We start from the raw sequence: 26,330 nt of genomic DNA on the forward strand, positions 1-26,330 counted from the left end.
TCAGCCCGGCCCGACGGCATCGGGCACGGCCGGTTGTTCCTTGGCCCGCAGCAGAGAGGAGAAGTCGCGCCCCTCGATCTCCTTGGCCGAGACCCCGCGGGCCGCCATGTCCTCGCATTCGGCGATGGCGGTGAGGATCCCGTCGGTGAGGGCGACGGTGCGCTCGGGTGTGCAGAAGGCGTCGACGGCGCTCAGCGCGCTCTGTTGCAGCACTCCCTCTCGCAGCATCCGGCCGGCCAGGAGCGCCACGCGCTCGTGCGCGGGCAGGGACTCGGCTCCGACGAGTTCGGCGAGCAGGCCGAGCCGGTCGGCTTCGGCGAGTATGGACGCCACCTGCCGGCGGCGCTCGCCCCAGCCCGGGATGCCGTGCCGGGCGTACCAGCCGGCGATGGCGTCCGCGTCCCGGGCGAACGAGGACGCCCATGAGACGGCGGGATAGTGCCGGGAGTAGGCCAGGTCGCGGTCCAGGCTCCACAGGGAGCGGACGAAGCGCTGCGTGAGCGTGGTCACCGGCTCGGTCATGTCGCCGCCCGGTGGGGAGACCGCGCCGATCACGGTCACGGAACCGATCCGGCCGCCGAGTGTGGTGACCCGGGCGGCGCGCTCGTAGAACGCCGCCAGCGCCGACGCGAGGTCCGCGGGATAGCCCTCTTCGGCGGGCAGTTCCCCGTGCCGCGACGCGAACTCCCGGCGGGCCTCCGCCCAGCGGGAGGTGGAGTCGGCGATGACGACGACGTCATAGCCCATGTCGCGGAAGTGTTCGGCCACGGTCATGGCGGTGTGCACACCGGCCTCGCGCGCCATCATCGGCATGTTGGAGGTGTTGGCGATGACGACCGTACGGTCGGCGAGGCGGCCGCCGGTCCGCGGATCGGTCAGCTCGGCGAGTTCGGCCACCACGTCGGCCATCTCGTTGCCGCGTTCGCCGCACCCGACATAGACGACGACGTCGGCGTCGCACCACTTGGCGATCTGCTGGAGGAGCACGGTCTTGCCGGTGCCGAAGCCGCCGGGGACGGCGGCCGCACCACCGCGCGGTACCGGCAGTAGCAGGTCGACGACCCGTTGCCCGGTGACCAGGGGGACGAGTTCCTCCAGACGTTCCCGGTACGGTGCGGGGCGGCGCACCGGCCGCCTGCGGGACAGCGTGATGTCGTGGTCGCCGACGGACGCCACCGCTACGTCCGGCCCATGAAGACCGGGTGGGCGTATCGCGGTGACCCGTCCCGCCACAGGGGTCAGGACGGCATAGGGCACGGCGCCCGCTCCTTCGACGGTGCCGACCGGCTCTCCCTCGCCGAGGTGAACGCCCTGCGGGACGGCCGGGGTGAACCGCCACTCCTTCTGGCGCGGTGCGCTCCGTATGGCCGTCAGCCAGATGCCCGCGTCCGCCAGCGGGCGTAGGAGCCCGTCGAACACGCCGCCCAGCAGGTGGGGCCCGAGGCGTGCGGACAGTGGCTCACCGTACGTCTCGACGGGGTCGCCGGGTGCCAGGCCCCCCGTGTACTCGTACGCCTGGACGGTCGCTCTGTCGCCGCGGATCGCGACGACCTCTCCCGGGATGGCGGCCCTGCCGAGACCGACGAGCGTGAACATGCCCGCCTCCGGCAGGTCGCTCACCTCCACGAGCGGGCCGTTGACCCGGGTCAGGACTCCCACAGTCGCTCCACCTCCGCGCCGAGAAGGTCCACGGCGTGATCGGCGAGGGCGGACACCGAGCAGTCCACACGGCGCCCGGGAGCGACGGCGATGACGCCGCCGCCCGGGGCGGTGGCGATCCGCGCGTCGGCTCCGGCGCGGTCACGGGCCAGTGTTCGCAGCCGGTCCGCGGCCACCGGGTTCTCCGCGTACAGCGACGCCACCGCGGAACGGACTCGGTGCCGCAGTTCCTCGTACGCCTCCCGGCGAGCGGCGAGGACGATCGCCCTCGCCCTCCGCCGTGCTCGTACGCCTTCCGCACGCGCCGAGGCGGTGGCCTCCGACCGGCCGGCGGCGCGCGCCTCGTCGAGGATCTGAGCCGCCTCGGCGTGGGCCCGGCCGAGCAGGGCGTCCGCGGCGGCGCGCGCCTCCGTACGGATCCGCGCGGCGTCTCGCCGCGCCTTCCGCCGCAGTGAGCCCACGACGGGATCGAGGGCGGCCGGAACCGGCGGGCCCTCGCGTCCCTCTCCGTACCGGGGTTCGGCCATGTCACGCCTTCCCGAGGAGCAGGATGCCGACGACCAGTCCGTAGATCGCGATGCCCTCGGACAGGCCGACGATCACCAGCACCCGCCCGAACAGCTCCGGGCGCTCGCTCATGGCGGCCACCGCCGCCGCTCCCGTGTAGGCCACCGCGATCCCGGCGCCGATGGTGGAACCGGCGACGGCGATTCCGGCGCCGAGCAGGGCCGCCCAGTTCCCCGTCGTCCTCGCGCCGGCGTTCACCGCGGCGGTCACGTGCGACGCCGACGACGGCTCCGCGGTCAACGCGATCGCCAGGACGGCGAGGGCGGCCACCGCCAGCGCACCGTCGGCGAGCAGGAGCAGCCGGACCGCACGTTCACCGCGACGGCGCAGGAGCCGCGAGACGACGAGCGCGGCGACGATCAGTGGGAGGCAGGCGAGCCACGTGGCCATGGGGCGACCTCCTCTGTGACGACGGGCAGTCGCCAGGGCCGGAACGGCCGCCCCTGGGACTGGAAGACACGGGAGAACAGCTCGTAGTACTCCAGGCGGAGCGCCTGGATGGCCACCACCAGGCCTTCCAACGCGAAGGCGAGCAGATTCCCGGCGACGAAGACGGCGGCCGCCCCGGCCACGCCGGTCGTTCCCCGCGGCCAGAGGGCACGGGTGCCCTCCCAGACGATCCAGCCCAGTGCCGTGTGCGTGAGCCCGAACGCCGCGAGCCGCGTGAACGAGGCCACGTTCGAACCGAGGCCGAGGACGGTGTCGAACAGTTCGACACAGGCTTCGAAGACGCCGCCTTCGCCGGTGAAGCCGACGAAGATCAGCACCATTCCCAGCGACGCCAGCACCGCGCCCAGGACGACCGGCAGCACCAGGCCCGCGTACCCGCCGGCCACGACGACCGCCAGGCCGACGAGCAGCGCGACACCGGCGATCCCCGACGAGGCGTACAGCGCGGCCCTCCAGCCCGCCTCGCGGACGCGGTTGACGGTGCCGAGCGTCTGCGCACCGGCCAGCAGCACCGCACCCACGAAGACCGCCGCCACCATCAGCGCCACCGGGCGTTCCATCGGCCGCAGCCACAGCGCCGGCAGCACACCGGTCGGGCCGAAGAACTCCCCGTAGAGCGCGCCGAAGACCATTCCGGCCAGGCCCGCGCCCGCGGCGAACGGCCAGGCGCGCCGGAACCGCCTCAGGCGGGGCCAGAACGCCAGTGCGGCCGCGATCAGCAACAGGAGCGCCCCGTGGCCGACGTCCCCGAACATCATTCCGAACATCAGCAGGAACGCCGCCGCGGCGAGAGGCGTCGGATCCACGTCCCGGTACGGGACCGTGCCGTACGTCTCGACGAGCGATTTGAGCGATCCGCGTACGCCGCCGGCCCGCAGCATCGACGGAACCTCCACTCCGCGGGGACGGGGCAGGACGACGACCGCCCCGTCCACACACGCGAGGTCTCCGGACAGGCTCCTGACCCTGTCGGCCGGGGCCCAGCCGGCGATCGCGCTCACCCCGTCGCGGGAGGTCGACGCCCGCGAGCGTGCCCGCAGCGCCTCCTCTCCCGCGAGGAGTTCGGGCCGGCCCGTGGCGGGCGGAGGCAGGGCCGACAGGACCGCCTCCGGCGCGGGGCTCGGCGCCGGGCCGTCGAACTCGACCACTCCGGCTGCGGCCAGCCGTACGAGGACGGCTCTCATCCGATCCGCCGGGACGACCACGGCGATCCGGTCCATCCGCACCGGCCGCAGGGACTCACGCCAGGACCGCATCGAACGCCTCCAGAGGATGACCGCCGCGCGAAGCCAGCTCCAGCGCGGCCCGCACACGGCGGACGTCGACCGCGAGTACCGCGACCGCGCCGAGCACCGGCCCCAGGTCCAGGCGTGCGCCCGACAGCAGCGCGCGCCCGTCGCGCTCCAGCCGGGACCACCAGCGCGTCTCGGCGGCCCACAGGCACGCCGGGGTCTCGGTTCCTCGGAGCGCCCAGGCCGCATGGTCGGGAAGACGGCGGCCGAACTCGGTGAGGTCACCCGCTCCCGCGGTTCGCCTTCCGATGAGGTCGGAGGGAGGTTCCGGCAGCGGTCGCTCTTCGGCGAAGCGTTCGCGGGCGATGAGCAGTGCGAGGGCGCCGGCGGACCAAAACCGGGTGTCCGGCGATATCGCGGCGACGCGGCGGGCCCAGCGCATCCGCATGCCCAGCTGGATGCTCCGCGCGTCGTCCCCGCCGGGGTCACCCCAGGGCGAGGCGGAGAGCGCGCGGCGCAGGTCGGGTGCGTTCCGCAGGTCCGACCACGCGGTGGCCATCGTGCCCAGCTCGAAGAACGGGCCGCCGGACAGCAGCGCGTCGACGTTCGCGATCTCGAACCAGCCCGCCAGCGCGCGCAGGGCGGCGGTGCCGGTGCCGGGCTGCCAGCCGGCGAGCACCCGGATCTGCCAGAGCAGCGTGCCGACGAGCGCGTGCTGGGCCTCGAGGAGGGGCTGACCGGGCCGGACGCCGCGCCGATACGGTGTCGCATCGAGCCGGGCGAGTGCTCCTTCCAAGGTGGGCGAGGACGCGACCTCGCGCGCGACGTCGGGCCCGGCGCACCGCCGGGCGAGAGACCTCGCTCGTGTGGTTCCCGCCACCCAGGCGGCCGTCACGACATCCCGCCGATCCTCACGGCCCGGCTCGGGCTCCGGTGGCGTTCGCGTACGGGCGCCGGCTCCTCACCGCAGCTCCCGGTCGAGGAGCTCCACGGCCCGGCCGACCATCTCGGGCATTCGCTTCGCGGCGAGGCGGCGGATGTGACCGGCCTGCCGCTCGGCGTCGGCGATGATCGCCGCGTTCTCCGCCGCGCTGTGTTCCTGGGCCTCCGCCATGGCCTCGCGCCGCCGGGAGGGAGCAGACACCCGCGCCTCGGCGACGATCGCGTCGGCCTGTTCCCGCGCCCGCGCGGTCTCGCGGCTCGCGTCGCGCCTCGCTGCGTCACCGATTGCCCGGCACTCGGAGTGGACCGGTTCGAGCGCGCGGAAGACGGCCATGAGCTCCTCCTCGGGGCCGGCCGGTCGATCGGCCGGAACGCCGGTGCGCGCGGCGGCGCCGGGAGCGGCCGCCGGGCGCCATCGCCGCAGGAAGTCGCGCAAGGTCGGCATGCCCACATGTTCGCCAGCGTGCGGCCCGGCGGGCAGGGGCGCATGGACGCTGGTCAGAGGACCTTCGACCCGGTTCGGCGATCACGGTCGTTCTGCCCCACCGGCAGGGACGGACGGCCCTGGATGCCGGGGCTCCCAGGAGCCAGATTGGGAGAGCACGGGAGGAGCGAGACCATGCCAGCGATCTCCATCGGAGGACCGGGCCAATGAGTGCCGCCGGGGTCGCGGAGACCCATGCGGGGGTGGTCTTCTTCGTCGGCGACCGCGCGTTCAAGCTGAAGAAGCCGGTGAACCTCGGCTTTCTCGACTTCTCGACGCGGGAGCGACGGGAACGCGCCTGTCACCGTGAGGTCGAGCTCAACCGGCGCTTCTCCCCCGACGTCTATCTCGGTGTCGCCGACGTGGCCCTGGCGTCCGGCCTGCCCTGCGATCACCTCGTCATCATGCGCCGGATGCCCGCCGAACGCCGGCTCTCCCACCTCGTGGAGACGGGCGTTTCGGTGGACGACGCCCTGCGGGCGGTCGCTCGCCTGCTCGCTCGCGTGCACGCGAGTGCCCCGCGGGGGGAGCAGATCTCCGCGGAGGCCACCCGCGATGCCGTACTGCGGCGCTGGACCGACAGTTTCGACCAGGTCCGGCCGTTTCACGGACGGGCGATCGACGCCCGGGAGGCCAACGAGATCGAACGGCGGGCGCTGCGCTTCCTGGACGGGCGAGAGCGCCTGTTCGACGCCAGGCTCGGCGAAGGCCGCGCCGTCGACGGGCACGGCGACCTGATGGCCGATGACATCTTCTGCCTCGACGACGGCCCGCGAGTGCTGGACTGCCTGGACTTCGACGACCGGCTGCGCTGGCTGGACGGCCTGGATGACGCGGCGTTCCTCTGCATGGACCTCGAGCGACTCAACGCGCCGCGGCTCGGCGAGCACTTCCTCGCCTGGTACTCCGAGTACGCCGACGATCCCGCGCCGCCCTCACTACGCCACCACTACATCGCCTACCGGGCGTTCGTCCGGGCCAAGGTGTCCTGCCTCCGCTGGGGCCAGGGCGAGGCCGGGGCGGCGGCCGCGGCCGGGCGGTACGCCGAGATCGCCCTGCGCCATCTGAACGCCGGCGCCGTACGCGTCGTCCTCGTCGGTGGGTTGCCCGGCACCGGCAAGTCGGCGCTCAGCGAGGCCCTCGGCGACCGGCTCGGCTTCACCGTCCTGGGCAGCGACCTGATTCGCAAGGAACTCGCCGACATCTCCCCCGACGTCTCGGCCGCGGCGGCGTTCGGCGCCGGCATCTACACGGCCTCCTGGAACCGGCGGACCTATGCCGAGATGTTGAAGCGCGCCAGGAGGCTTCTCGCCTACGGCGAATCGGTCATCCTCGACGCCTCCTGGACCTCCGCCCAGTTCCGGGCGGACGCCGCCGCGCTGGCCGAGCATGCCGAGCTGACCGCGCTGAACTGCCATACGCACCTCGCTGAGGAGCGTCTGCTCACGCGTACCGGCGGCGTGTCCGACGCCGACCCGGCGATCGCGGCCCGCATGGCCGAGACGGCGGCCCCCTGGCCGGACGCCGTCCCCATCGACACATCCGGGCCCGTCGAAGAATCCGTCGAGCTCGCCCTGCGCGCCATCCGGCCACCCGGGGCCGCTCGCGTCTGGCATCGCCGCCCGCAACTGGCACCCGGCTGAGGCACTGGGGACGACGCGGGCACATCCGGTTGGAGTGAAGGGAGGACCGTATGAGGCGGCGGACGGTGGAGGACGTGATGACGAGATCCGTTGTGAGCGCGTACCCGGACGCCCCGTTCCAGGAGATCGTCCACGTCATGATCGAACGGGGCATCACGGCCCTGCCCGTGGTCGATGAGGACCATCATGTGATGGGGTTCGTCTCCGAGTCCGACCTGCTCGCCAAAGAGGCGTTCGAGCCGAAACCGAGACGGCGCCTGCTGCGCAGAAGCCGCAACAGACAACCGGCGACAGCCGCGGATGTGATGACCGCACCGGCCGTGAGCGTGCGGCCGGAGACGACGGTCGTGCAGGCGGCACAGCTCCTCGACCGGCGCCGGATCAAGCGCCTGCCGGTGGTCGACGACGAGAACCGTCTCGTCGGAATCGTCAGCCGCCGCGACCTGCTCCACGTCTTCGCCCGCACCGACCAGGAGATCCGCGAGGAGATCATCCAGCAGATCTTCGCCCGTCTGCTGCTGACCGACCCCGCCCAGGTCTCGGTCCGTGTCCGGGACGGCGTCGTGACCCTGTCCGGGACACTGCCGCACGAGAACCTCATCTCGATCGCGGTCCGGCTCACGGCCGCGGTCGACGGCGTCGTCAGTGTGATCGACGAGATGGGCCACGCCGAGGAACAACGGGCGAGCGCGACGCGCCCGCCGTCCGGGGAAAGGTGATCGGCATGCTGGTCCGTGAGGTGATGACCACCCCGGTGGTGACCCTCCCGGCGGAACAGACGGCTCTGCGGGACCTGTCGGCCGAGACGATCACCACGGTGAAGGTTCTGGCTCGGCGCCCGCGGAGGTTATGGCTCGGCGCCCGCCATGTCGCGGTTCAGTTCGTCGATCACGCCGACGACCCCATCCGTGGCGGCGGCCAGCCGTACGACGATCGGGATCAGATCTTTTTGCCGCATCGTGCCGCCAAGGGTGACCACGCCGTGACGGACGTAGACCGAGACCTGTGTGGGGTCGGCCAGGGCGAAGACCTCGTGCCGGACCTCGTCGCGGATCTCCTCGTCGGTACGGGTGAAGACGCTCAGCAGGTCGCGGCGGCTGACGATCCCGACGAGACGGTTCTGATCGTCGGTCACGGGCATGCGTTTGATCCGGTGGGCGTCCAGCAGCCGAGCCGCCTCCACGATCGTCGCCTCGGGATGGACAGTGATCGCCGGTGAGCTCATCAGGTCTTCGGCGGTCAACGCCTGAGCCTTCGCCCACGACCGGTCACGGCGTCGGCCGAGCCGGCGCCGCTTCCCGCCGTTCTTGTGTTCCTCCTTGGCGAGCAGATCGGACTCGGAGACGACACCGGCCACGCGATGGCCCTCATCGATCACCGGCATCGCCGTGATACCGCGTTTGATCATGACCTGGACGATGTCCTTGAAGCACGCGCCTCGGTACGCGCTCACGACCGCCTTGGTCATCACGTCCTTCACGGTTCGGCGCCTCATATGGGTTCCCTCCTAGGCACTCAACCGGACGATAGGCGGCCGTCGCGCCGCCGGGCATGAGGCCGAAGTCCTGTCCGGAAGGACCGACAGCGCATCCCGGCCGTGGCCGAAGGTCCCGGCGCCGCCCGATCGGGGCATATCGGTCTCGTGGCCGAGGAACTCACTCTCATAGGGGCCGGGGCCCCGATCGGCGGTGTCAGGCGCCGATGGCGCTGTAGAGCATGCCGAGGGCCTGGTCGAGTTCGGGAGCCCAGTTGCCGGACCACTGGTGGTGGCCGCCGGGGACAGGCTGGTAGGTAAAGCCGATGCCGGCGCGGCGGAGAGCGTCCAGCATCGCCTGGGTCTCCCGGCAGGTGCCCTCCTCGATCAGGTCCGTGCCAGTGCAGGTGGACGGGAAGGTGCCGGAGGGGTCCTTGGGGTCGACGCCGGAGGAGAAGAACAGCCGCACGCCGGCCAGTTTCTGGGTGTTCAGGGCTGGGTCGTGCTGGTTCCACAGGCTTCCTCCCGGCGTCCCCCACACGTCCTCCTCGTTGAGGGTGCAGGGCAGGCCGGGCTGATCGCGGTCTCCCGGCGTGGTAATGCGCGCGTAGTACCGCGTCGACGTCCTGGGTGAGGTAGGTCTCCCAGCGCGGTCCGCTGACCCAGTCGGAGTACTCCGAACACCAGGAGGTGTCGGGCATCACCACGATGGCCTGGTGATTCAGCGATCTGGCGACGATGTCCGTGTTACCGGGGTCGGCCCAGGAGGTGTAGTCGTCGTGTGCGGAGGTGAAGGCCGACCTACGGCCGCGCATCGCCGCTCGGATCGCCGATGCCGAGGCGCGCGCCGCGGAGCTGTCCGCCTTCACCGCCGCCTTGCACCAGGCCCTGGAGCGTTTGGACGCGCTGCCCGATCGGCCCGCCCCGTGCGCTCCCGAGTGCGGGTCCGTCATCTCCGGCTCCCCGGCCGACGCGCCCTTCACGCCCGGGCGCAGGCCTCTCGGCGGCGAGCCCGCCGGCCGCGCGGCTGAGCGGTGGCAGGGCGCTCCGGTGGCCTGTTCATTGGACGGTGACGGTATTGGTGAACGCACCGCCCAGTGGCGGAGACTGATGAGTGATGCCGTGATCCAGGAGGCCGATAACGGGGTCCGGCTCACCGTGCCCGCCGAACGTGCCACCGACGTCACGGCGCTTGCCGTGGCCGAGCAGCAGTGCTGCCCGTTCTTCGACTTCCGGCTGCACCTCGACGGTCCGGTGCTGCACCTGGAGGTACGCGCGCCCGATGAGGGCGCTCCGCTACTCGCCGAGCTGTTCGGCCCGGAAACCTGACCCGCCGCCCCGAGCCCTTGTCCGCGTACACCGTCCAGAAAGGCCGTCGCCGTTCATGCTCGTCGCCCGCTCTGTCGCGCTGTTCATCATCGCCGCGCTGTGCGAGATCGGCGGCGCCTGGCTGGTCTGGCAAGGTGTCCGCGAACACCGCGGCTGGCCGTGGATCGGCGCGGGCGTCATCGCCCTGGGTTTGTACGGCTTCGTCGCCACCTTCCAGCCCGATGCCCACTTCGGGCGCATCCTGGCTGCTTACGGCGGGATATTCGTGGCCGGCTCGATCGCCTGGGGCGTGATCTTCGATGGCTACCGCCCTGACCGCTTCGACATCATCGGCGCCCTCATCTGCCTGTTCGGGATGGCCGTGATCATGTACGCGCCGCGCGGACACTGATCCTGGCCTCCCGGCCCGTTTCCTGGGCCGAGCATGGCTATCCGGCGCGCAGGCCGCGCGGCTCGGCGCGGAGGATCTCGATCGCGGCTTGTGCGCAACTGCCGCAGATCCACACGCCGGGGCCGGCGACGAGAGGACCGAGGTCTTTGCAGCCGCAGAAGGAACAAGCCCGGTTGGTGCCTTTCGCCTTGCCGATACGGCGGTGGCGGCGCTGGACCGGGGCGATCCACTCCTGAAGCTCCTTCCCGATGCGGGCCACCTCGACGTCGAGTTCGCCCAAGACGCGGTAGGCGGCGGAACCTGAGTCCGAGGCCAGGCAGAACAGCAGGTGTTCGGTGCGGAACTGGGACTGGCCACGGCGCGCGGCCAGCCGCCGCGCGCTGGTGAGGGCCTGTTCGGCTTCGCCATCACCGACCACACGCCGCTGCTGCCCGTTCTCATCGGCGATCAGCGCGGGCTCGAACAGGCGGGCGTTGGCCTGGCGGACCTTCTCGCGGGTCACGCCGAGCCTGTCCAGGACGCCGGCGGCGCCGCCGACGTGCAGCAGCCCGAGCAGCAGATGCTGGGTACCGGGCACGCTGTCGTCGGCGTCCGCGGCGGCTTTGGCCGCCTGTAGACACGCCGACAGCCGTGGGGCCATGACCATCGCCTCGGCCGCATCACCGATGACGTCACTGACCTCAAGGCGGTGCGCGAACTTTTGCCGCGCAGCCTGCTTGGAGACCCCCAGCCGCTCGCCGATCAGTGTCCAGGACACGTTCGCCGCACGGGCGGCGCCGACGTAATGCTCGATCAGATCCTCGGCGGCGCCACGCGTCTCTGCGGCCACAACGATCGCGGTCTCCAGCAGGACGAGCGGGTCGTCGCCGGCTGCCCGTTCCTGCACGATCTCGACCAGCATCGCTACGTTCATTTCCTCCATGCGACAACCGTAGATTGTCGAACTTGAAACGACAAGCACTGATTGTCGCCTGTGGCTGGAGCAGAACCGGGTGTCAGCAGCCGGTGACCGGTCGCCCTGGCCCTTCGGGCCGGGGCTCAGCGGTAGAGGCCGCTGATCGCGGTGTGCAGGCGGTCGCGGGCGGCGTCGGCGGGGTAGACGCCGATGAGGACGTAGTAGGCCAGCCCCTCGGCGAGGGCGACCAGCGTCACGGCCTCCTGGTCGGGCTCGACTCCCGGGCGGAGGCGCCCGGCGGCCTGGTCCTGCCGGAGCAGCTCGGCGAGCCGGGTGTGAAGACGGGCGTAGTCGTCGCGCAGCCGGTCGGCGATGGCGTCGTCGGCGAGCGCGGCGGCGGTGAAGGACTGTCGCACCCGCAGGTGGGCGCGTGTGACGGCGTCGTACGGGATGAGCTCGGTGAGCACCACGGTCAGCACCCCGCGCGGGCCGGCGTCGGTGCCGTTGGCAGTGGTCTTGGTGGCGATGCGGGTGCTGGACAGGGCGTTGCCGCGTTCGAACGCGGCCTCGATCAGCTTCTGCTTGGCCGGGAAGTAGTGCTGGACGCGGCCCGGGGACACCCCGGCCTGGGCGGCGACCGCGGTCTGTGACACCGCGGCCAGGCCCCGGTCGGCGACGATCGCCAGCACCGCATCGGCGATCTCGTTGCGCCGCTGCTCGTGCTGGGCGCCCGGGCCGCGGGTTCGGTGTGCCATCGTCCTCCTTCGCCTCGTACGACTTCTCCGATGTGGCTGCATCGGTTTGACCGGGTCCCAAGCGGGCGGCTACCGTCCGAAGCGTAGCAAAGCAATGCGATCGCATCGATTTGCATAGGGGTCGTTCATGGTCCGGGACCACGGCGCGCTGCGACCGGGGAGCGGAGGATCGGCGGCGGGGATCGTGCTGGCGCTGGCGTGTGCGGCGCAGTTCATGGTGGTCCTGGACGTGTCGGTGATCAACGTGGCGTTGCCGTCGATCCAGCACGGTCTGGGATTCGATCCGGCGGGGCTGCAGTGGGTGGCGGGCGCTTACGCGCTGGTGTTCGGCGGGTCCTTGCTGCTGGGCGGGCGGCTGGCCGACCTGTACGGGCACAGGCGCGTGTTCGCGGCAGGACTGGGACTGTTCACGGTCGCGAGCCTGGCCGGGGGCCTGGCGACCACGGCGGGCCTGCTGGTGGCCGGACGGGCGGTGCAGGGGCTGGGCGCCGCGGTGCTGGCCCCGGCCACGCTGACGCTGTTGACCGCGACCTTCGCCGAAGGCGCCCGCCGCACCCGGGCACTGGCCGTCTGGACCGCGGTCAGCCTGGCCGGAGGCGCGGCCGGGAACCTGCTCGGCGGCGCGCTGACCCAGTACCTGACGTGGCGATCGACGCTGCTGATCAACGTGCCGATCGGCGTGATCGCGCTGGGCCTGGCCGCCACCTCCCTGCCCGTCGACCGCGCTCGTACACGGGCGGGAGGCGGCCGCCTGGACGTGGCCGGGGCCATCCTGGCCACCGCGGGCCTGACCGCCGTGACGTACGGGATCACGACGGCGCAGACCCGCGGCTGGGGTGACGTGGTCACCGCCGTGGCGCTGGCGACCGGGCCGGCGGCCCTTGCGGCGTTCATCGTGGTCGAGGCGCGGATGGCGCGACGGCCGCTGGTGCCGCCACGGCTGGTGCGCCGCCGCGCGATCTGGCTGGGCAACGTGGTGATGCTGCTGTCCGGGGCGGTGTTTCAGGTGCCGATGTGGTACTTCCTCACTCTGTACATGCAAGACGTGCTCGGCTTCGGCCCGCTCGCCACGGGGTTCGGTTTTCTCCCGCACACGCTGGTGATGTCGCTGGTCGGGCTGCGAGTGACCCCGTGGCTGATGCGGCGGGTGCCACACCGCGCGCTGATCGTCGCCGGGGCGCTGGTCGCCGCTGCCGGGTTCGCCTGGCAGAGCGGCATCACCGCGGGCAGCACGTACACCTCCGCGGTGCTCGGACCCGCCGTCCTGCTGTCGGTCGGCGGCGGGCTGTTCAACACACCACTGACGGCGACCGTCACCTCCGGTGTCCCGCCCGCCGACGCCGGCGCCGCCTCCGGGCTGATGAACACCGCCAAGCAGGCCGGCGGCGGGCTCGGCCTGGCCGCCCTGATCGCCGTCACCACCACCCCCGCCCACACCCCGCAGGCCCTGGCCACCGCGTACGGCCACGCGTTCGCGATCAGCGCGGGGGCACTGGTCGCGGTCGCGGTTCTCGCCTTCGCGCTCCCGGCCCGCCGCGACGATGCCGCGCCCTAATCTGTTCCCGAACCGGGGAGGCTTGTCCGGCTAGGCGTTACGTGCGTAGGCCACCGGTGCACCGCCCGGTTCACGGCTCGGGTCGGATGAGTTCCTCGGGAGATCGCCGTACGCTCCGGGACTCCCGGTCGGCCAGGCCCAGCCGGATGATCATCTGTGGATGTCCGCCGTCGCAGAAGTGCGTGCGGAGGAAGTCGCGCAGCTCCGGGATCTCCAGCGCCTGGGTGTGGAAGGCGGCGGAGACGTCGCTCCCGGCGGCGTGCAGCAGTACGCGTTGCAGCGCCTGTCCGGCCTGGAGCCACGCGGCGCGCTCGTCGGTCTTCGTGGTCAGCAGGGCGACCACGCCCGGTGCGCCGTGGCGTTCGTCGCTGGTGAGGCCCCAGCCGTGGCCGCGGGCGAAGTCGCGCTGCGCGAAGTGGGGATCGGTGCGTTCGGGGTCGCGCGGGTAGGCGTCCTCGTGTACGCCGTCCCGCCGGCCGCTGCCGGGACGCGGCGCCCAGCGGGCCATCTCGAGGCAGTAGTCCGGCTTCTGGCGCAGCATCTGCTCGGCGACCTCGGTGAGGGCACCGAGCGCGATGCGCGCCCTCGGGTCCGCGACGACGCGGAGGGCGGCGTTCTCGTCGAGGGCACAGGTACGCAGCGCCTGCAACAGCCCGGCCGGCAGGCCTTCGGGACGGAAGCCGCCGCGGTGGGTGCGGCGGCGCCGGATCTGGTCATACATCCGGTTCTCATCCTCGCTGGGGGGCTGAGCCGGTTCCAGCGTGACGTCGGCGATCAGGCCGGGGCGTTCCGGGTCGGAGGCCATCCGTATCCGCGGGGTGAGGCCGAGGCGGCGGGCGGCGAGGCGGAGCGTACAGAGCGCCGCGCCGCAGCTGATCAGCATCTCCCGGCCGTCGGGGTCGGCCACGTTCAGCCGGCGGTCGGGGTCGGCGTGCAGGGTCACCGTGGAGCCTCGCGTGCCGAACCACCAGGGCTGGGTGTTGTGCACCGACGGCGCCCACGCGGCGGCGTCGACGAGAAAGTGCGCGGTGTCCTGTGCGGACGTGGCGTCGGTGATGTTCACGACTCCTCCTGCCGAGGATACGGACGGGCACCCCATTCGCAACCCTCGCCCCGGCCGCGGCCCGGTCGTGAGTGGCGAACGGCCTCGGGCCACGGGACCTTCGCCCCGTCCGGGACAGCGGTCACGCCGGGGGATGCCCATGCCCTACGGCGCGGGCGCCGTCGAACCGGACATCGCCCCCGAGATCACCCGCGTACGGGCACGGCTGCCCGATGACGGCACCCGGTTACCCTCCGTCACAGTATGGGCGTCGTGCGTGATCGGCCGGAAGTCATCTGGTGCCGGGACCTTTCGCCCCCGTTGTTGGGAGATGTGACTTCTATCCCTGGCGTATCACCGAGGTCAGGTTGGGAGGTGACAGCGGAGGGAGACGCCCAGGTCATGAGGCCGGGCGTGGCATTGCGAGGAGGCACCATGACGAGCCTGCCGACGCGGTTCCTGCTGGGCAGTACGGTGGCCGCCGCACTGAGTGTCCCGCTTTACGGGGCCTTCGCCGCGGCCGCAACGGGCAGCGCGAGCGCTGCTGTGGTCACCCGTACGCCGAGCCCGCAGACACGCGCCGATCTGGCGAAGGCCATGCGGGGCGAGGCTTTCGCGAACGCCTCGTACCGGCTGTACGCCGACCAGGCCCGGCGGGAGGGACTGGGGTCGGTGGCCGACCTGTTCGAGCGGACGGCCGCGACCGAGCGGGACGAGCACTTCGCCGAGAGCGCGGCGATGGCCGGTCTGGTCGGGACCGACGCGGCGAACCTGCGGGCCGCCATCTCCGGCGAGCACTACGAGGCCAACACGATGTATCCCAAGTTCGCCCGGCAGGCCACCGAAGACGGTGACGCCAACGCCGCGGACCGCTTCTCCGAGGTGGCTCGCGACGAGGGCCGGCACGAGGCCGCGTTCCGCACCGCCCTGGGCGTCGTCGAGACCGGACGAGGAACCGTCCCGGCGGCACCCGACGTGACCGCTCACCAGGTGCCGGCGGGCCCGGCCAAGGTCCACGCGGATCGGACGAAGACCAACCTCGACACCGCCATGCACGGCGAGGCGGAGGCGTACGCGAAGTACCACCTGTGGGGTGAACACGCCACCGACAAGGGCGATCCGGACGTCGGACGTCTGTTCAAGGGCACCGGCGAGGTGGAGCGCCAGGAGCACTTCGCCGAGCACGCGGAGCTGGCCGGACTGGTCGGCAGCACACGCGACAACCTGAGCAAGGCCATCGCCGGCGAGCGGTACGAATCCACGACGATGTACCCCACCTTCGCCCACCGGGCCGAGAAGGCCGGTGACACCGACGCCGCCCGCATGTTCTCCGGCACCGCCACGGACGAGGGAGAGCACGCTCGCGCCTTCGAACAGGCTCGGGACCGCCTCGACCAGGACACCGCCGCCTCGTCCTCCTGAGCCGGGTCAGAGGGCGTGGACCCCGGAGGAGAGGGAGAAGTACGCCTCTTCCTCTTGGGCGAAATGCAAGGTCAGTACGGCATGGAGGCCGTAGAGGCACGCCTTGAGATCGTCGAGTTGGTCGGGCCGGAGACCGTCGTGTGCGGCGAGGTCGAGGTGATGGCCCAGACGGCGGACGAGACGCTCGATCTCGGCGTGCCCGCGGCTCATCGTGGTCGTCGCCTCCGTACCGCCGAGCGCCCGCGCCACGGCGGGATACAGCCGGGTCTCCTCGGCGCGTTCGTGCGGCAGGAGGGTCTGGACGAGAAACCGGTGCACGTCGCGGAGACGCTCCAGGGCCTCGGGTGTCGCCGAGAGTGAGTCGGCGACCGCCCGGATGTTCGCCAGTGACGGCCGGAGGAAGGCGTGCTCCCGGCCGAAGCGGCGCAACAGCGCGTCCGTCGAGATGTCGAGCGGGACGCGGGTGCCCCGGCCCTCGCGCAGGGCCCGCAGGGCGTTGAGGATCACCGCGGCGTCGATGCCCTCCTGCAACAGCGCGCCGGCCGCGGGCGGGATCAGGCCGATGGCCGCCCCGGCCATCGCCGCCAGCGACAGCAGCATGCCGGCGCCCGCGCTCTGCACGGCGATCCGTCGTGCCCGGCGCGCGACGTCCATCGCGTCGGCCAGCCGGCCGAGCCGGTCGGTGGTGATGACGATGTCGGCGGCCTGCGAGGACGCGGCGGCGCCGCGAGCGCCCATGGCGACGCCGACGTCGGCGGCGGCCAGCGCCGGGCCGTCGTTGATGCCGTCCCCGACCATCGCGCTGACGTCCGGCTCGGCGCGGACCGCCCGTACCTTCTCCCCCGGCGAGCACTCGGCCTGAACCTGGTCGATCCCGAGCACGGTCGCCACACTCTCGGCGACGTCGGCGCGGTCACCCGTCAGCATGACGATCCGCCGGACACCCGAGGAACGCAGCCGCCGGAGCGTTCGGGGTGCGTCGGGACGTACGGTGTCGCGGAGCAGGACCACCCCTCGCGTCCGCCCGTCGACGGTCACCCACACGGTCATGGCGCCGTCCAGCGCCGCGCGGGCCCGTACGCCGGACATCCAGGCGGCCTTCGAGACCGCCTTGCCGACGGCGACGCATCGGCCGTCGACACGGCCCTGGGCGCCGCGACCGGCGATTTCCCGTACCTCATGCGGCCGGGGCAGGCTCAGGCCGCGTTCGTGAGCGGCCCGGACGACGGCTTCGGCGAGCGCGTGTGAGGACATCTGGTCGACGGCGGCGGCCAGCCGCAGCAGCTCGACTGGATCCGCCTCCGCGTCGGTGGCCACGTCGGTGACCTCGGGGCGGCCGGTGGTCAGCGTGCCGGTCTTGTCGAGGATGAGGGTACGGGCGTGCCCGAGGGTCTCCAGGGCCGCGCCGCCTTTGACGACGACACCGTGACGGGCCGTACGCGAGATGCCGGCGACGATGGCGGCCGGCGCGGCCAGCAGCAGCGGGCAGGGCGTCGCGACGACGAGTACGGCGACCGCGCGGACGAGCTGCCCGGACGCCGCCCATGCCCCGCCCGCCACGGCCAGGCTCAACGGGAGGAAGAGCACGGCGAAGCGATCGGCGAGACGGACGACCGGTGCGCTCTCGGCCTGTGCCTCTCGCGCCAGGCGAACGACGCCCGCGTACGTGCTCTCCTCGGCCGTCGCGGTGGCGCGCAGGTCGAACGGATCGCCCGCGTTGAGCGTCCCGCTGCGCACCGCCGCGCCCACGTCGTGTTCCACCGGCAGCGCCTCGCCGGTGAGCGCGGACTCGTCCAGGACCGCGGCGTCGCGCTCCACCACGCCGTCCACCGGCACGACCGAACCCGCGGGCACGAGCAGGCGGTCCCCGCGTACGACGTCCTCCACCGGGACGTCCCGTACGGCACCGTCCTCATAGCGCCGCGCCTCTCGCGGAGTGCGCTCCAGCAGGGCCCGCAGGTCCCGTCGTGCCCGGCGGCTCGCGTAGTCCTCCAGCGACCGCCCCGTCGCCAGCATGACCGCGATCAGCGCGCCGGCGAGATACTCGCGGACGAGCAGGGAGCCCAGGAGCGCGAGCACCGCGATCAGGTCCACGCCGAGTCGCCGCTGGCGGAGGGCGGCCAGAACCCACCACACCGCCGGGACCAGCGCGAAGAGCGTCGCCGCGGCCCACAGAACGTCCGCTGGACCGGTGAGCCCGAGGACACGGCAGAGCCCGCCGGCCGCCAGCGGTCCGGCGGTGCCGGTCATCAGGGCAACGCGACGTGCACCGGATGGGGTCATCCTCGTTCGTCCTCGAGCCGGAGCGACCGTCCTGCCGCCAGATCGGTGGCGGGTCCGTCTGCCGTCCTATGCGTCTCCCCAACCTCGCCGATCGCCAGAGTCGCAGCCAGGGGCTTCGGTCCTGGCACGGCCGCCCGAAGGGCCCAGGCCGGTGCCCCCGGTCATCCGGCCGAAGCGAGCGCCGGAACGTGTTTCGGCATGCCAGGGGTCCACCGGACGCCGGTCCGACGGTCGACGACGAGTGCGTCGTAGGCGGTCCGCTCGGCGAGGGCGCCGAGCCAGTCGAACGCCTGCGCGCCGAGCGCCATCGCCGCGGTCGCGTACCCGTCGGCCCAGGTCAGGCTGGGGCCGATGACGGTTACCTGGCTCAGGTACGAGGCCGGTCGGCCGGCCTTCGGATCCCAGATGTGCGCGCCGCGCTCGGCGGTGCCCGAGGTCGCGACGGCGCCGTCGCGTAGCTCGGCGACGGCGAGAAGGCGGCCCGGCCGGTGCGGGTCGGTGATGCCCACCCGCCACGGCCGGTCGCCGCAGCCGCCACGGACCCGTACGTCGCCGCCCGCTCCGAGCGAGTGTCGCGTCACGCCGTGTGCGGAGAGGGCCGCGCCGGCCTGCTCGGCGGCCCAGCCCTTGACCGCGCCGCATGGGTCGAAGGCCGGCGGATCGCCGACCGCCCAGGCGTCGAACGCGCCTCCGCTCTGGGCCTTCAAGGCCGAGCAGATGTCGAGGACCGCACGAATCCACGCGGCGTCCGGGTGCTCGGCAAGATCAGCGAGGGGCAGCCGGCCGTCCCTGATCCGGCTGACGGGGCTGGCCGCTTTGAAGGGAGAGAAGACATCGTCAGCATGGCGCAGGCACGTGAACGCCGCCTGGGCGGCCGCCGAGAACGTCTCAGGATCGGTGTCCGCGGGGGCGGCGATGGACATGACGGTACCCATGCTCGTGGCGGTCGCGGTGCGCCGGCCGGTCATATACCGGCCTTGTCCAGCGCGGACTGCAAGGACCTGGCGTAACCCCTCGACGTGTAGGTCGCCCCGGACACCACGTCGATGTCCGCGCCGTGTGCGGAGAGCGCCTCGGACCGCAGGACCGGAAGCGAGGACGCGTCGATCTGGGCGCTGCGGCCACCGACGTCCGTATGCCGCAGCACCTTGACGTTCGTGAGCTTGCCGGCCTTGATGACGGCTGCCACCTGCATCGTGCCGTACGGGGTGTCGATCGGGTCTCCGGCGAAGACGCCGCTCCGGCCGGCGGGGCGCTTCATGGACCTCGTACGGGAAGGGGACGCGGTGCCGTGCGGGCTGCGCGTCCCGGCCGTCGCTCCGGAGAGCGCGGACCTTGGCGGGCCGGCCGAGTGTGACTTGAAGGACAGCAGCAGTACCAGGCCGATGGCCGTGGACACCAGCGACATGACGACCTTGATCATGCGGACATCTCCCTCTCGTTCCACGGAGCGCTACAGGTCGAAGGCTTCGACATGGATACGGCTCCTGGGCACACCCGCCTTCCTCAGGTGTCCGGTGGCTCCCTTCACCAGGCCTGGAGGCCCGCACAGGTAGACGTCGCGCTGGGCCACGTCGGGTACGAGTCTGAGGAGCGCCGACGCGTCGAGCGGATCTCGGCTCTTTCTCAGGTGCCCGCCGACGATCGGATGGAGACCGAAGCCCCGATGGCGGGCGATGTCCACCAGTTCCCGCCAGAAGACCAGGTCCTCGTTGCGCGACGCCCGGTACAGCAGGATCACGTCCGGGCCTGATCCGGGGAGGGTCTCGTACAGCGCGCGGATCGGCGTGATCCCCACGCCGCCCGCGATCAGCAGGCTCCGTGACCGCCCGCCGCGGCCCGCGGTGAACGCCCCGTACGGTCCCTCGAACCAGACCCGGGTGCCGGGGCGCACCTGGCGAAGCCGCCCGCTGCCGTCGCCGAGATCTTTCACGGTGATGCGGATCGTCCGGTCGGTGGGTGGTGCCGACAGGGAGTACGGGTGCGACTCCCACCACAGCCCGCGGTCGAGGAACCGCCATCGCAGGAACTGCCCGGCCTCGGCTTTCAAGCGGTTCAGGTCGCGACCGGTCATGTAGACGGACACGACGCCGGGCCCTTCGGTCACGACCTCCGCGACGCGCAGCGAGTGCCTGACCGACCGCCACACGGGCACGAGCAGCCGGAACACCACCAGCGTGGCGAACACACCGATGTGAACGGCGGACCACAGCACCCGGTTGCGCAGCGACCCGGAGAAGTCGGCGCCGTTGGCGAATTCGTGCGCGAATGCCAGAGCCATCGCCAGATAGACGTACAGGTGCGTGAAATGCCAGCTTCCGTAGGCGAGCCTGGGCCGTACGGCACGCGCCGACACCACCCCGACCATGACCAGCAGACCCAGCGCGGCGGTGGACATCAGCACGTCGGGATACGACACCTCGACGGTGACGGTCTCGGCGACCGGACCGGTGCCGTCCTGCAGGCCGTAGCCGACGACGAGCAGAATCGCATGGGCGACCAGCAGGATCACCGTGTACTCGCCGAGCGCCCGGTGGTAGCGGGCGATCACGTCGGAGCCCACCCGCTTGTCCAGCCACGGCATCCGGGACATCAGCGTCACCAGGACCAGCAGCAGGTAGGCGCCGAGCATCCCGGAGACGCGTCCCGCCGCGACCAGGTAGTCACCGATGCCGCGCAGCGAACCCGCGGGCGTGTCCTGCCACCAGACCCCGAACACCGGAACCGCCCCGGCGATCATCACGATGACGAGCACCCGCTTCCACAGGCGTCCGGGTCCGGGAAGCATTCCGCCGCCGGGCACCGCTCGAACGGGGCCCGCAGGGCGCCTCATGGCATTCGTCGTGGGCATCGGCGTACCGGTCAGTGATGCGGTCCGGAAACCTGGCCCGACGTGGTGGCGACGCCGTGCCACGCGGCCCGGGCGCCGCTGTCGCCGATCCGTGCGACCTGAACGCCGCTGGCGACCGCGCCGATCACGGCGACGACCGCTGCTCCACCGGCGACGTACCGGGTCCAGCTCACTCCTCGTGTGGCGCCCAGCCGGCGTGCCGCGACCAGCACGGCCAGCGCCAGCCAGAGCAGGCCCACGAAGGGCAGCAGACCGTCGGCCATCGAGGTGTGCCGCTCCACGAAGGCCGAGGGGTGAACGTGGCGCTCCAGCTGTTCGCCGGTGTGCGTGGCGAGCGGGACCGAGATCAGCGCGAGCGTCGCGAGGAGCAGCGCCGCGGGCGCGTAGCGGTCGCGAGCCGCCGGCCACACCGCGACGACCAGTGCCGACAGGGCGGCGAGCGGCACGAGGACGACGACCGCGTGCACGACCAGCGGGTGCGTGGGCAGACCGAAGATGGTGGAGAACATCGGTGTCCTTCTCGACGGGAGCGGGGCCCTCCACCCTTCCGGGTGACCTGCCAGGACCGGGTTAGGGAAATGTTCGGAACTCGTTCAGATCCCCGGAATGCCCATACGGTGAGACCGTGACCAGCGCTTCCGCACGTGTACTGATCGTGGAGGATGATTCCGGCATCGCCGATTCACTCGTCCGCGGGCTGACACGTGCGGGTTACGCCGCCCGGACCGTGTCCACCGCCGAGGAGGCACGGGCGGCCGATCCCCACGACGTCGTCCTGCTCGACCTGGGTCTGCCCGACGGCGATGGGATCGAGTTGTGCACCGAGCTACGTTCGCGGTCGGACGCGGCGATCCTGGTGATCACCGCGCGCGGAGAAGAGCCCGATCGCGTCGCGGCGCTGGACGCGGGAGCCGACGACTACATCGTCAAGCCGTTCGGATTCGCCGAGTTGACCGCCCGGATCCGTGCCGTACTGCGCCGCAGCCGCATCACCGGCCCCGACGCGCTCACCCACGGCCGATTGAGGATCGACACGCGTACCCGCCAGGTGCACTGCGGCGATCAGGAGATCGCCCTCACACCGACCGAGTTCGACATCCTCGAGTGTCTCGCCACGGATCCAGGCCGGGTGGTGGCGCGGCAGGAGATCATCGAGCGGGTGTGGAACACCCAGTGGTACGGGCCGACCCGCGTGCTCGACGTGCACATCGCGGCACTGCGCCGAAAGCTCGGTGATCCATCGGCGATCCTGACCGTCTACGCTCGTGGCTTCCGGCTCGGTGACCCACGGTGACCAGCCGGATCCTCGCCGCTCTGCTGGCCCTCACCGGCGGCCTCGTGCTCGGCGGGCTCCTCCCGCTGGGCTTCGCGATGGAGAACCAGCACGAACGCGACTACCGCACCGGCACCCTCACCATCGCCCACACGCTCGCGGCGGCCTCTGAAGAACGACTCGCCGACCATGAGGAGTCCGCCGCCCTGCCGCGGACACTGCGCGCACTGCGCGCCGAGAACGACGGCGGTGCGGGCATGGCCGTCACCGTGGTCGACGACGACGGACACACCGTGATCGGTGCCGGCACCGGCCTGTACACCCCGGCACGGGCGACACCCGCACTGGCCGGCCGGACCCGCCTCACCCAGGACGGTGACCGGCTCATCGCCGCCGTACCGGTGAGTGGACACGCCGAAGCCGTGGCGGGCGCGGTACTGCTGTCCCGGCCGCTCGGCCCGCTGAACGACCGCGTCATGCGATTGTGGGGCCGCCTCGCGACGGTCGCGGTCGTCGCGGTGGCCGCGGCCGTCGTACTCGCCGTGTCGCTCGCCCGCTGGGTCGGCCGGCCCCTGCGCGCTCTCGAAACGGCCGCGGAGTCACTCGGCACGGGCGACCTGACCGCGCGCGCCGCCCCGCCCCGCCGGCCCGTCGAGGTCCGGCGGCTCGCCGAACGCTTCAACGTCATGGCCACCCGTCTGGAAGGCCTCGTCCACGACCACCGGACCATGATCGCCGACGTCTCCCACCAGCTCCGTACGCCGCTGGCCGCACTTCGGCTGCGCATGGAACTCCTCGCCACCGAGGCAAGCGACGGCGCGGAGTTCGACGGCGCACTCGACGAACTGGCCCGTCTCTCGCGGATGGTCGACGGGCTGCTCGCCGTCGCACGGGCCGAGAACGTCACCGAGACGCCGGAACACGTCGCCGTATCGCGCATGCTGGACGAACGGGTCGAGGCATGGCGACCCGTCGCCGCGGAGCGCGGCGTGCGTCTTTCCGTCGAGACCAACCGTCCGGTCGCCGCCCAGGCCGTACCCGCTCATCTCGAGCAGGTGATCGACAACCTCATCGACAACGCTCTGACCGCCACTCCACCAGAGGGACACGTACGGCTCGGAGCGCGTCGCTCCGGCCGCCGGACCTGCGTCACCGTCATCGACGACGGCCCCGGGATGAGCGCGGAGGCCATGGCAGTGGCGTTCCGCCGATTCCGCACCGACAGCCCGGCGGGCACCGGCCTCGGCCTGGCGATCGCCCACCGCCTCATCACCGCCGACGGCGGAACCATAGAACTGTCCGAGACACCCGGAGGTGGCCTCACCGCCACCATCGACCTTCCGGCAGGAAGCCGATAGGAGGGTCCAGGCCCGCGAGGTTCCGCTAATCGAGCTGTTCCGCCCGATCTCGCTTCGACCGGGTCGGTCACCGCCAACCGCCCCACACCCTCGGCGGCTCAGCCGGCCTCCGTGCCGGGCGGTACGACCGCCACGGGGCAGCGGGCGTGGTGGAGCAGGCCGTGGCTGACCGAGCCGAGCCGCAGGCCGCTGTGCCCGCGCGCCGTGACGACGACGAGGTCCGCGTCGGCCGAGGCCGTCACGAGCGCCTTGACGGGATGCTCACGGGGAGAGTCCTCCGTCACCGCGATCCCCGGATACCGTTCGCGCCAGGGCGCCACGATTCGATGCGCCTCCCGGTGGGCGGCCTCGGCCAACTCCCCGACGTCGAGGACCGCGTACCGTCCCTCCGGCGGGCACCAGGCGTAGACCACGCGCACCACCGCCTCGCGTACGGCCGCCGCGTCGAACGCGTACCGTAGCGCGGCGGCGGAGTGCCGCGACAGGTCGATGCCGACGACGATCTTCCGTTGCTCGGGGCGGTCGCCGTCGCGTACCACCACGACCGGGGCGTTCGCGTAGCCCGCGGTGCGCAGGCTCACCGAGCCGAGCAGCAGGCTCGCGAAGCCGCCGCGGCCCCGGTGCCCGACGACGACCTCGTAGGCCTCCTCGGCCTGCCCGCGCAGCGCCACGGACGCCGGCTCGGCGAGGAGGGCCGTGGTCACCGCCGGTCGGGGCTCCCGGCCGCGCACGTCACCGACGGCCTGTTCGAGGATCGCTCCGCCGACCTGTTGAAGTATCTCCGTCGTCATGGCGACCGGGTAGAAGGGCGCCTCGGCCCACGGATCCAACGCGTGCACGATCCGCAGCGGGCGGCCACGCCGTACGGCCTCCTCGGCCGCCCACCGCAGCGCGACGCGCGACGGCTCCGACCCATCGACGCCGACGACCACCGGCGACAGTTCCTCGGCCACCAAATCCTCCAGGGAGCGGCTCACGGCAGAGCCGGCACACCCTGAAGGCGTCCCACCCACGCCTTCATGTAACTCCCCGGCTTCGGACATCGTTGTCCAAGCGCCACCGGAAACGACGCGCCATTGGTTCCGCTGCGCCCCATACGTCACAGGCGGCCGATGAGCGGAAGGTCAGGCATGTCTCCCTATGTCATACCTGTCCGTTCTCGTGAGACGGTATCGATGGTGCCGACGGCGCCGATGGACGACACGGCCGAGGACGACAGACGAGAACGACAGAGAGGAACGACGGCGTGCCTGGTCTGGACGAGAAGCTGCACGACATCTACGACGAGGTGCTACGACGCAATCCCGGCGAGACCGAGTTCCACCAGGCGGCGCACGAGGTTCTGACCAGTCTCGGTCCGGTGGTCGCCAAGCATCCCGCGTACGCCGACGCGGCCGTGATCAGCCGTCTGTGCGAGCCCGAACGCCAGATCATCTTCCGGGTCCCCTGGGTCGACGACGCCGGCACCGTGCGGATCAACCGGGGCTTCCGGGTGGAGTTCAACTCCGCGCTCGGCCCGTACAAGGGTGGCCTGCGCTTCCACCCCAGCGTCTACCTGGGCATCATCAAGTTCCTCGGCTTCGAGCAGATCTTCAAGAACGCCCTCACGGGCATGCCGATCGGCGGCGGCAAGGGAGGCTCGGACTTCGACCCCAAGGGCCACTCCGACGGCGAGATCATGCGGTTCTGCCAGGCCTTCATGACCGAGCTCTACCGGCACATCGGCGAGTACACCGATGTGCCCGCGGGTGACATCGGGGTCGGCGGCCGCGAGATCGGGTACCTGTTCGGCCAGTACAAGCGGATCACCAACCGCTACGAGTCCGGCGTCCTGACCGGCAAGGGCCTGACCTGGGGCGGTTCGCAGGTGCGCACCGAGGCCACGGGCTATGGCACCGTCTTCTTCGTCGATGAGATCCTCAAGACCCGCCGCGACTCCTTCGACGGCAAGAAGGTCGTGGTGTCGGGTTCGGGCAACGTCGCCATCTACGCGATCGAAAAGGTCCAGCAGCTCGGCGGCACCGTGATCGCCTGCTCCGACTCCGGCGGCTACGTCGTCGACGAGAAGGGCATCGACGTCGAGCTGCTCAAGGACCTCAAGGAGGTCCGCCGCGCCCGTATCTCCGCGTACGCCGATGCCAGGAGCGACGTGGCCCGGTACGTCGAAGGCGGCTCGGTGTGGGAGGTGCCCTGCGACATCGCCCTGCCCTGCGCCACCCAGAACGAGCTCAACGGCGCGGACGCCGCGACACTGATCCGGAACGGATGCACGATCGTCGCGGAGGGCGCGAACATGCCCTGCACCCCCGAGGCCGTCCAGCTCATGGCCGAATCCGGAGTGGTCTTCGCGCCGGGCAAGGCCGCCAACGCCGGGGGCGTGGCGACCAGCGCACTGGAGATGCAGCAGAACGCCTCCCGGGACTCCTGGAGCTTCGACCACACCGAGGAACGCCTCGCCGACATCATGCGCGGCATCCACGACCGCTGCCTGGAGACGGCCGATGAGTACGGCCGTCCCGGCGACTACGTCGCCGGAGCCAACATCGCCGGCTTCACCCAGGTCGCCGACGCCATGCTCGCCCTCGGCATCATCTGAACGAAACCCGGCACCGAGCGGTCGGTCATCCGGTCCGTCTGCTCGGCTCGAGGAACCGCTGGACGTCCGATCTTCAGATGGCGACACTTGCTCCACTACCGGGCGAAACCAGCGTGTACGAGGGAACGG

The 26,330-nt window shown here is 71.8% G+C and carries 26 protein-coding genes; 9 read left to right on the forward strand and 17 right to left on the reverse strand.

Annotated elements, in window-relative coordinates:
- From OG417_RS02395 to OG417_RS02420, 6 genes are all read right to left on the reverse strand, one after another.
- Positions 1-1,659 (reverse strand): V-type ATP synthase subunit A, encoded by a 1,659-nt coding sequence (locus OG417_RS02395; RefSeq protein WP_329249011.1) that lies wholly within the window; start codon positions 1,657-1,659, stop codon positions 1-3.
- Positions 1,647-2,186 (reverse strand): hypothetical protein, encoded by a 540-nt coding sequence (locus OG417_RS02400; RefSeq protein WP_329249014.1) that lies wholly within the window; start codon positions 2,184-2,186, stop codon positions 1,647-1,649. The genes OG417_RS02395 and OG417_RS02400 overlap by 13 nt, the downstream gene beginning before the upstream one ends.
- A 1-nt stretch (position 2,187) precedes the next feature.
- Positions 2,188-2,616, reverse strand: a complete 429-nt coding sequence (locus OG417_RS02405) for an ATP synthase subunit C (protein ID WP_329249016.1) — start codon at positions 2,614-2,616, stop codon at positions 2,188-2,190.
- Positions 2,586-3,932 (reverse strand): V-type ATPase 116kDa subunit family protein, encoded by a 1,347-nt coding sequence (locus OG417_RS02410; protein WP_329249019.1) that lies wholly within the window; start codon positions 3,930-3,932, stop codon positions 2,586-2,588. The genes OG417_RS02405 and OG417_RS02410 overlap by 31 nt, the downstream gene beginning before the upstream one ends.
- Positions 3,916-4,803: a hypothetical protein gene (locus OG417_RS02415; RefSeq protein WP_329249022.1), complete on the reverse strand. Its 888-nt coding sequence runs from the start codon at positions 4,801-4,803 to the stop codon at positions 3,916-3,918. The genes OG417_RS02410 and OG417_RS02415 overlap by 17 nt, the downstream gene beginning before the upstream one ends.
- Before the next feature lie 66 nt (positions 4,804-4,869).
- Positions 4,870-5,295 carry a hypothetical protein gene (locus tag OG417_RS02420; protein WP_329249023.1) on the reverse strand — a complete coding sequence of 142 codons (426 nt, stop codon included), beginning with the start codon at positions 5,293-5,295 and terminating at the stop codon, positions 4,870-4,872.
- 206 nt (positions 5,296-5,501) lie between these two features.
- Here OG417_RS02420 and OG417_RS02425 point away from each other — a divergent pair, with 206 nt between their 5' ends.
- Positions 5,502-6,977: a bifunctional aminoglycoside phosphotransferase/ATP-binding protein gene (locus OG417_RS02425; RefSeq protein WP_329249026.1), complete on the forward strand. Its 1,476-nt coding sequence runs from the start codon at positions 5,502-5,504 to the stop codon at positions 6,975-6,977.
- Positions 6,978-7,054: 77 nt separating this feature from the next.
- On the forward strand, positions 7,055-7,696 hold the full coding sequence (locus OG417_RS02430) for a CBS domain-containing protein (protein ID WP_329249029.1): 642 nt from the start codon (positions 7,055-7,057) through the stop codon (positions 7,694-7,696).
- Between the two features lie 128 nt (positions 7,697-7,824).
- Here OG417_RS02430 and OG417_RS02435 read toward each other — a convergent pair whose 3' ends face one another.
- Both OG417_RS02435 and OG417_RS02440 read right to left on the reverse strand, forming a co-directional pair.
- Positions 7,825-8,472: a CBS domain-containing protein gene (locus OG417_RS02435; RefSeq protein WP_329249032.1), complete on the reverse strand. Its 648-nt coding sequence runs from the start codon at positions 8,470-8,472 to the stop codon at positions 7,825-7,827.
- Positions 8,473-8,668: 196 nt separating this feature from the next.
- A complete protein-coding gene (locus OG417_RS02440; protein WP_329249035.1) occupies positions 8,669-8,992 on the reverse strand; it encodes a hypothetical protein in 324 nt (107 codons plus the stop codon).
- 248 nt (positions 8,993-9,240) lie between these two features.
- On the opposite strand from OG417_RS02440, the gene OG417_RS02445 reads away from it, so the two are divergent.
- Together OG417_RS02445 and OG417_RS02450 are read left to right on the forward strand one after the other, a co-directional pair.
- Positions 9,241-9,780, forward strand: coding sequence for a hypothetical protein (locus OG417_RS02445; protein ID WP_329249038.1), 540 nt, complete (start codon positions 9,241-9,243; stop codon positions 9,778-9,780).
- 55 nt (positions 9,781-9,835) lie between these two features.
- Complete coding sequence (locus tag OG417_RS02450) at positions 9,836-10,171, forward strand: YnfA family protein (RefSeq protein ID WP_329249041.1); 336 nt, start codon at positions 9,836-9,838, stop codon at positions 10,169-10,171.
- 37 nt (positions 10,172-10,208) lie between these two features.
- Here OG417_RS02450 and OG417_RS02455 read toward each other — a convergent pair whose 3' ends face one another.
- Together OG417_RS02455 and OG417_RS02460 are read right to left on the reverse strand one after the other, a co-directional pair.
- On the reverse strand, positions 10,209-11,093 hold the full coding sequence (locus OG417_RS02455; RefSeq protein ID WP_329249043.1) for a ClpX C4-type zinc finger protein: 885 nt from the start codon (positions 11,091-11,093) through the stop codon (positions 10,209-10,211).
- A 116-nt stretch (positions 11,094-11,209) separates the two neighbouring features.
- Positions 11,210-11,821, reverse strand: coding sequence for a TetR/AcrR family transcriptional regulator (locus OG417_RS02460; protein WP_329249045.1), 612 nt, complete (start codon positions 11,819-11,821; stop codon positions 11,210-11,212).
- Between the two features lie 127 nt (positions 11,822-11,948).
- Here OG417_RS02460 and OG417_RS02465 point away from each other — a divergent pair, with 127 nt between their 5' ends.
- Positions 11,949-13,376, forward strand: a complete 1,428-nt coding sequence (locus tag OG417_RS02465; protein WP_329249048.1) for an MFS transporter — start codon at positions 11,949-11,951, stop codon at positions 13,374-13,376.
- Positions 13,377-13,446: 70 nt separating this feature from the next.
- Here OG417_RS02465 and OG417_RS02470 read toward each other — a convergent pair whose 3' ends face one another.
- Positions 13,447-14,439 (reverse strand): Acg family FMN-binding oxidoreductase, encoded by a 993-nt coding sequence (locus OG417_RS02470; RefSeq protein WP_329249051.1) that lies wholly within the window; start codon positions 14,437-14,439, stop codon positions 13,447-13,449.
- A gap of 414 nt (positions 14,440-14,853) precedes the next feature.
- On the opposite strand from OG417_RS02470, the gene OG417_RS02475 reads away from it, so the two are divergent.
- Positions 14,854-15,840: a rubrerythrin family protein gene (locus OG417_RS02475; protein WP_329249054.1), complete on the forward strand. Its 987-nt coding sequence runs from the start codon at positions 14,854-14,856 to the stop codon at positions 15,838-15,840.
- A 6-nt stretch (positions 15,841-15,846) separates the two neighbouring features.
- Here OG417_RS02475 and OG417_RS02480 read toward each other — a convergent pair whose 3' ends face one another.
- The 5 genes from OG417_RS02480 to OG417_RS02500 form a co-directional block, all read right to left on the reverse strand.
- Entirely contained in the window at positions 15,847-18,090 is a 2,244-nt protein-coding gene (locus OG417_RS02480) for a heavy metal translocating P-type ATPase (protein WP_329249057.1), read from the reverse strand.
- 194 nt (positions 18,091-18,284) lie between these two features.
- The gene (locus OG417_RS02485; protein ID WP_329249061.1) at positions 18,285-19,091 is read right to left on the reverse strand and encodes an FAD:protein FMN transferase; all 807 of its coding nucleotides are present in this window, start codon (positions 19,089-19,091) and stop codon (positions 18,285-18,287) included.
- The gene (locus tag OG417_RS02490; RefSeq protein WP_329249064.1) at positions 19,088-19,546 is read right to left on the reverse strand and encodes an FMN-binding protein; all 459 of its coding nucleotides are present in this window, start codon (positions 19,544-19,546) and stop codon (positions 19,088-19,090) included. Before OG417_RS02490 ends, OG417_RS02485 begins: the two co-directional genes overlap by 4 nt.
- 30 nt (positions 19,547-19,576) lie before the next feature.
- A complete protein-coding gene (locus OG417_RS02495; protein WP_329249066.1) occupies positions 19,577-20,911 on the reverse strand; it encodes a ferredoxin reductase family protein in 1,335 nt (444 codons plus the stop codon).
- A 74-nt stretch (positions 20,912-20,985) separates the two neighbouring features.
- Positions 20,986-21,483: a DUF2231 domain-containing protein gene (locus OG417_RS02500; RefSeq protein ID WP_329249070.1), complete on the reverse strand. Its 498-nt coding sequence runs from the start codon at positions 21,481-21,483 to the stop codon at positions 20,986-20,988.
- Positions 21,484-21,599: 116 nt separating this feature from the next.
- On the opposite strand from OG417_RS02500, the gene OG417_RS02505 reads away from it, so the two are divergent.
- Both OG417_RS02505 and OG417_RS02510 read left to right on the forward strand, forming a co-directional pair.
- Complete coding sequence (locus OG417_RS02505) at positions 21,600-22,268, forward strand: response regulator transcription factor (RefSeq protein WP_329249072.1); 669 nt, start codon at positions 21,600-21,602, stop codon at positions 22,266-22,268.
- The gene (locus tag OG417_RS02510) at positions 22,265-23,605 is read left to right on the forward strand and encodes a sensor histidine kinase (RefSeq protein WP_329249075.1); all 1,341 of its coding nucleotides are present in this window, start codon (positions 22,265-22,267) and stop codon (positions 23,603-23,605) included. The genes OG417_RS02505 and OG417_RS02510 overlap by 4 nt, the downstream gene beginning before the upstream one ends.
- Positions 23,606-23,703: 98 nt before the next feature.
- Here the strand turns inward: OG417_RS02510 and OG417_RS02515 are convergent, their stop codons facing one another.
- Positions 23,704-24,558, reverse strand: a complete 855-nt coding sequence (locus OG417_RS02515; RefSeq protein ID WP_329249080.1) for a universal stress protein — start codon at positions 24,556-24,558, stop codon at positions 23,704-23,706.
- 293 nt (positions 24,559-24,851) lie between these two features.
- On the opposite strand from OG417_RS02515, the gene gdhA reads away from it, so the two are divergent.
- Positions 24,852-26,201 (forward strand): NADP-specific glutamate dehydrogenase, encoded by a 1,350-nt coding sequence (gene gdhA / locus OG417_RS02520; RefSeq protein WP_329249083.1) that lies wholly within the window; start codon positions 24,852-24,854, stop codon positions 26,199-26,201.
- Positions 26,202-26,330 lie beyond the last annotated feature (129 nt).

The organism is Actinoallomurus sp. NBC_01490, from assembly GCF_036227085.1.
Classification (GTDB): Bacteria; Actinomycetota; Actinomycetes; order Streptosporangiales; family Streptosporangiaceae; genus Actinoallomurus; species Actinoallomurus oryzae.

What these genes read in the sequence shown, in the direction of transcription:
- OG417_RS02425 (WP_329249026.1), top strand. Translation starts at nt 5,502, where the DNA reads ATGAGTGCCGCCGGGGTCGCGGAGACCCATGCGGGGGTGGTCTTCTTC.
- OG417_RS02400 (WP_329249014.1), bottom strand. Translation starts at nt 2,186, where the DNA reads ATGGCCGAACCCCGGTACGGAGAGGGACGCGAGGGCCCGCCGGTTCCG.
- OG417_RS02490 (WP_329249064.1), bottom strand. Translation starts at nt 19,546, where the DNA reads ATGATCAAGGTCGTCATGTCGCTGGTGTCCACGGCCATCGGCCTGGTA.
- OG417_RS02450 (WP_329249041.1), top strand. Translation starts at nt 9,836, where the DNA reads ATGCTCGTCGCCCGCTCTGTCGCGCTGTTCATCATCGCCGCGCTGTGC.
- OG417_RS02455 (WP_329249043.1), bottom strand. Translation starts at nt 11,093, where the DNA reads ATGGAGGAAATGAACGTAGCGATGCTGGTCGAGATCGTGCAGGAACGG.
- OG417_RS02485 (WP_329249061.1), bottom strand. Translation starts at nt 19,091, where the DNA reads ATGACCGGCCGGCGCACCGCGACCGCCACGAGCATGGGTACCGTCATG.
- OG417_RS02500 (WP_329249070.1), bottom strand. Translation starts at nt 21,483, where the DNA reads ATGTTCTCCACCATCTTCGGTCTGCCCACGCACCCGCTGGTCGTGCAC.
- OG417_RS02495 (WP_329249066.1), bottom strand. Translation starts at nt 20,911, where the DNA reads ATGCTTCCCGGACCCGGACGCCTGTGGAAGCGGGTGCTCGTCATCGTG.
- OG417_RS02405 (WP_329249016.1), bottom strand. Translation starts at nt 2,616, where the DNA reads ATGGCCACGTGGCTCGCCTGCCTCCCACTGATCGTCGCCGCGCTCGTC.
- OG417_RS02475 (WP_329249054.1), top strand. Translation starts at nt 14,854, where the DNA reads ATGACGAGCCTGCCGACGCGGTTCCTGCTGGGCAGTACGGTGGCCGCC.
- OG417_RS02460 (WP_329249045.1), bottom strand. Translation starts at nt 11,821, where the DNA reads ATGGCACACCGAACCCGCGGCCCGGGCGCCCAGCACGAGCAGCGGCGC.
- OG417_RS02430 (WP_329249029.1), top strand. Translation starts at nt 7,055, where the DNA reads ATGACGAGATCCGTTGTGAGCGCGTACCCGGACGCCCCGTTCCAGGAG.
- OG417_RS02435 (WP_329249032.1), bottom strand. Translation starts at nt 8,472, where the DNA reads ATGAGGCGCCGAACCGTGAAGGACGTGATGACCAAGGCGGTCGTGAGC.
- OG417_RS02480 (WP_329249057.1), bottom strand. Translation starts at nt 18,090, where the DNA reads ATGACCGGCACCGCCGGACCGCTGGCGGCCGGCGGGCTCTGCCGTGTC.
- OG417_RS02410 (WP_329249019.1), bottom strand. Translation starts at nt 3,932, where the DNA reads ATGCGGTCCTGGCGTGAGTCCCTGCGGCCGGTGCGGATGGACCGGATC.
- OG417_RS02420 (WP_329249023.1), bottom strand. Translation starts at nt 5,295, where the DNA reads ATGCCGACCTTGCGCGACTTCCTGCGGCGATGGCGCCCGGCGGCCGCT.
- OG417_RS02465 (WP_329249048.1), top strand. Translation starts at nt 11,949, where the DNA reads ATGGTCCGGGACCACGGCGCGCTGCGACCGGGGAGCGGAGGATCGGCG.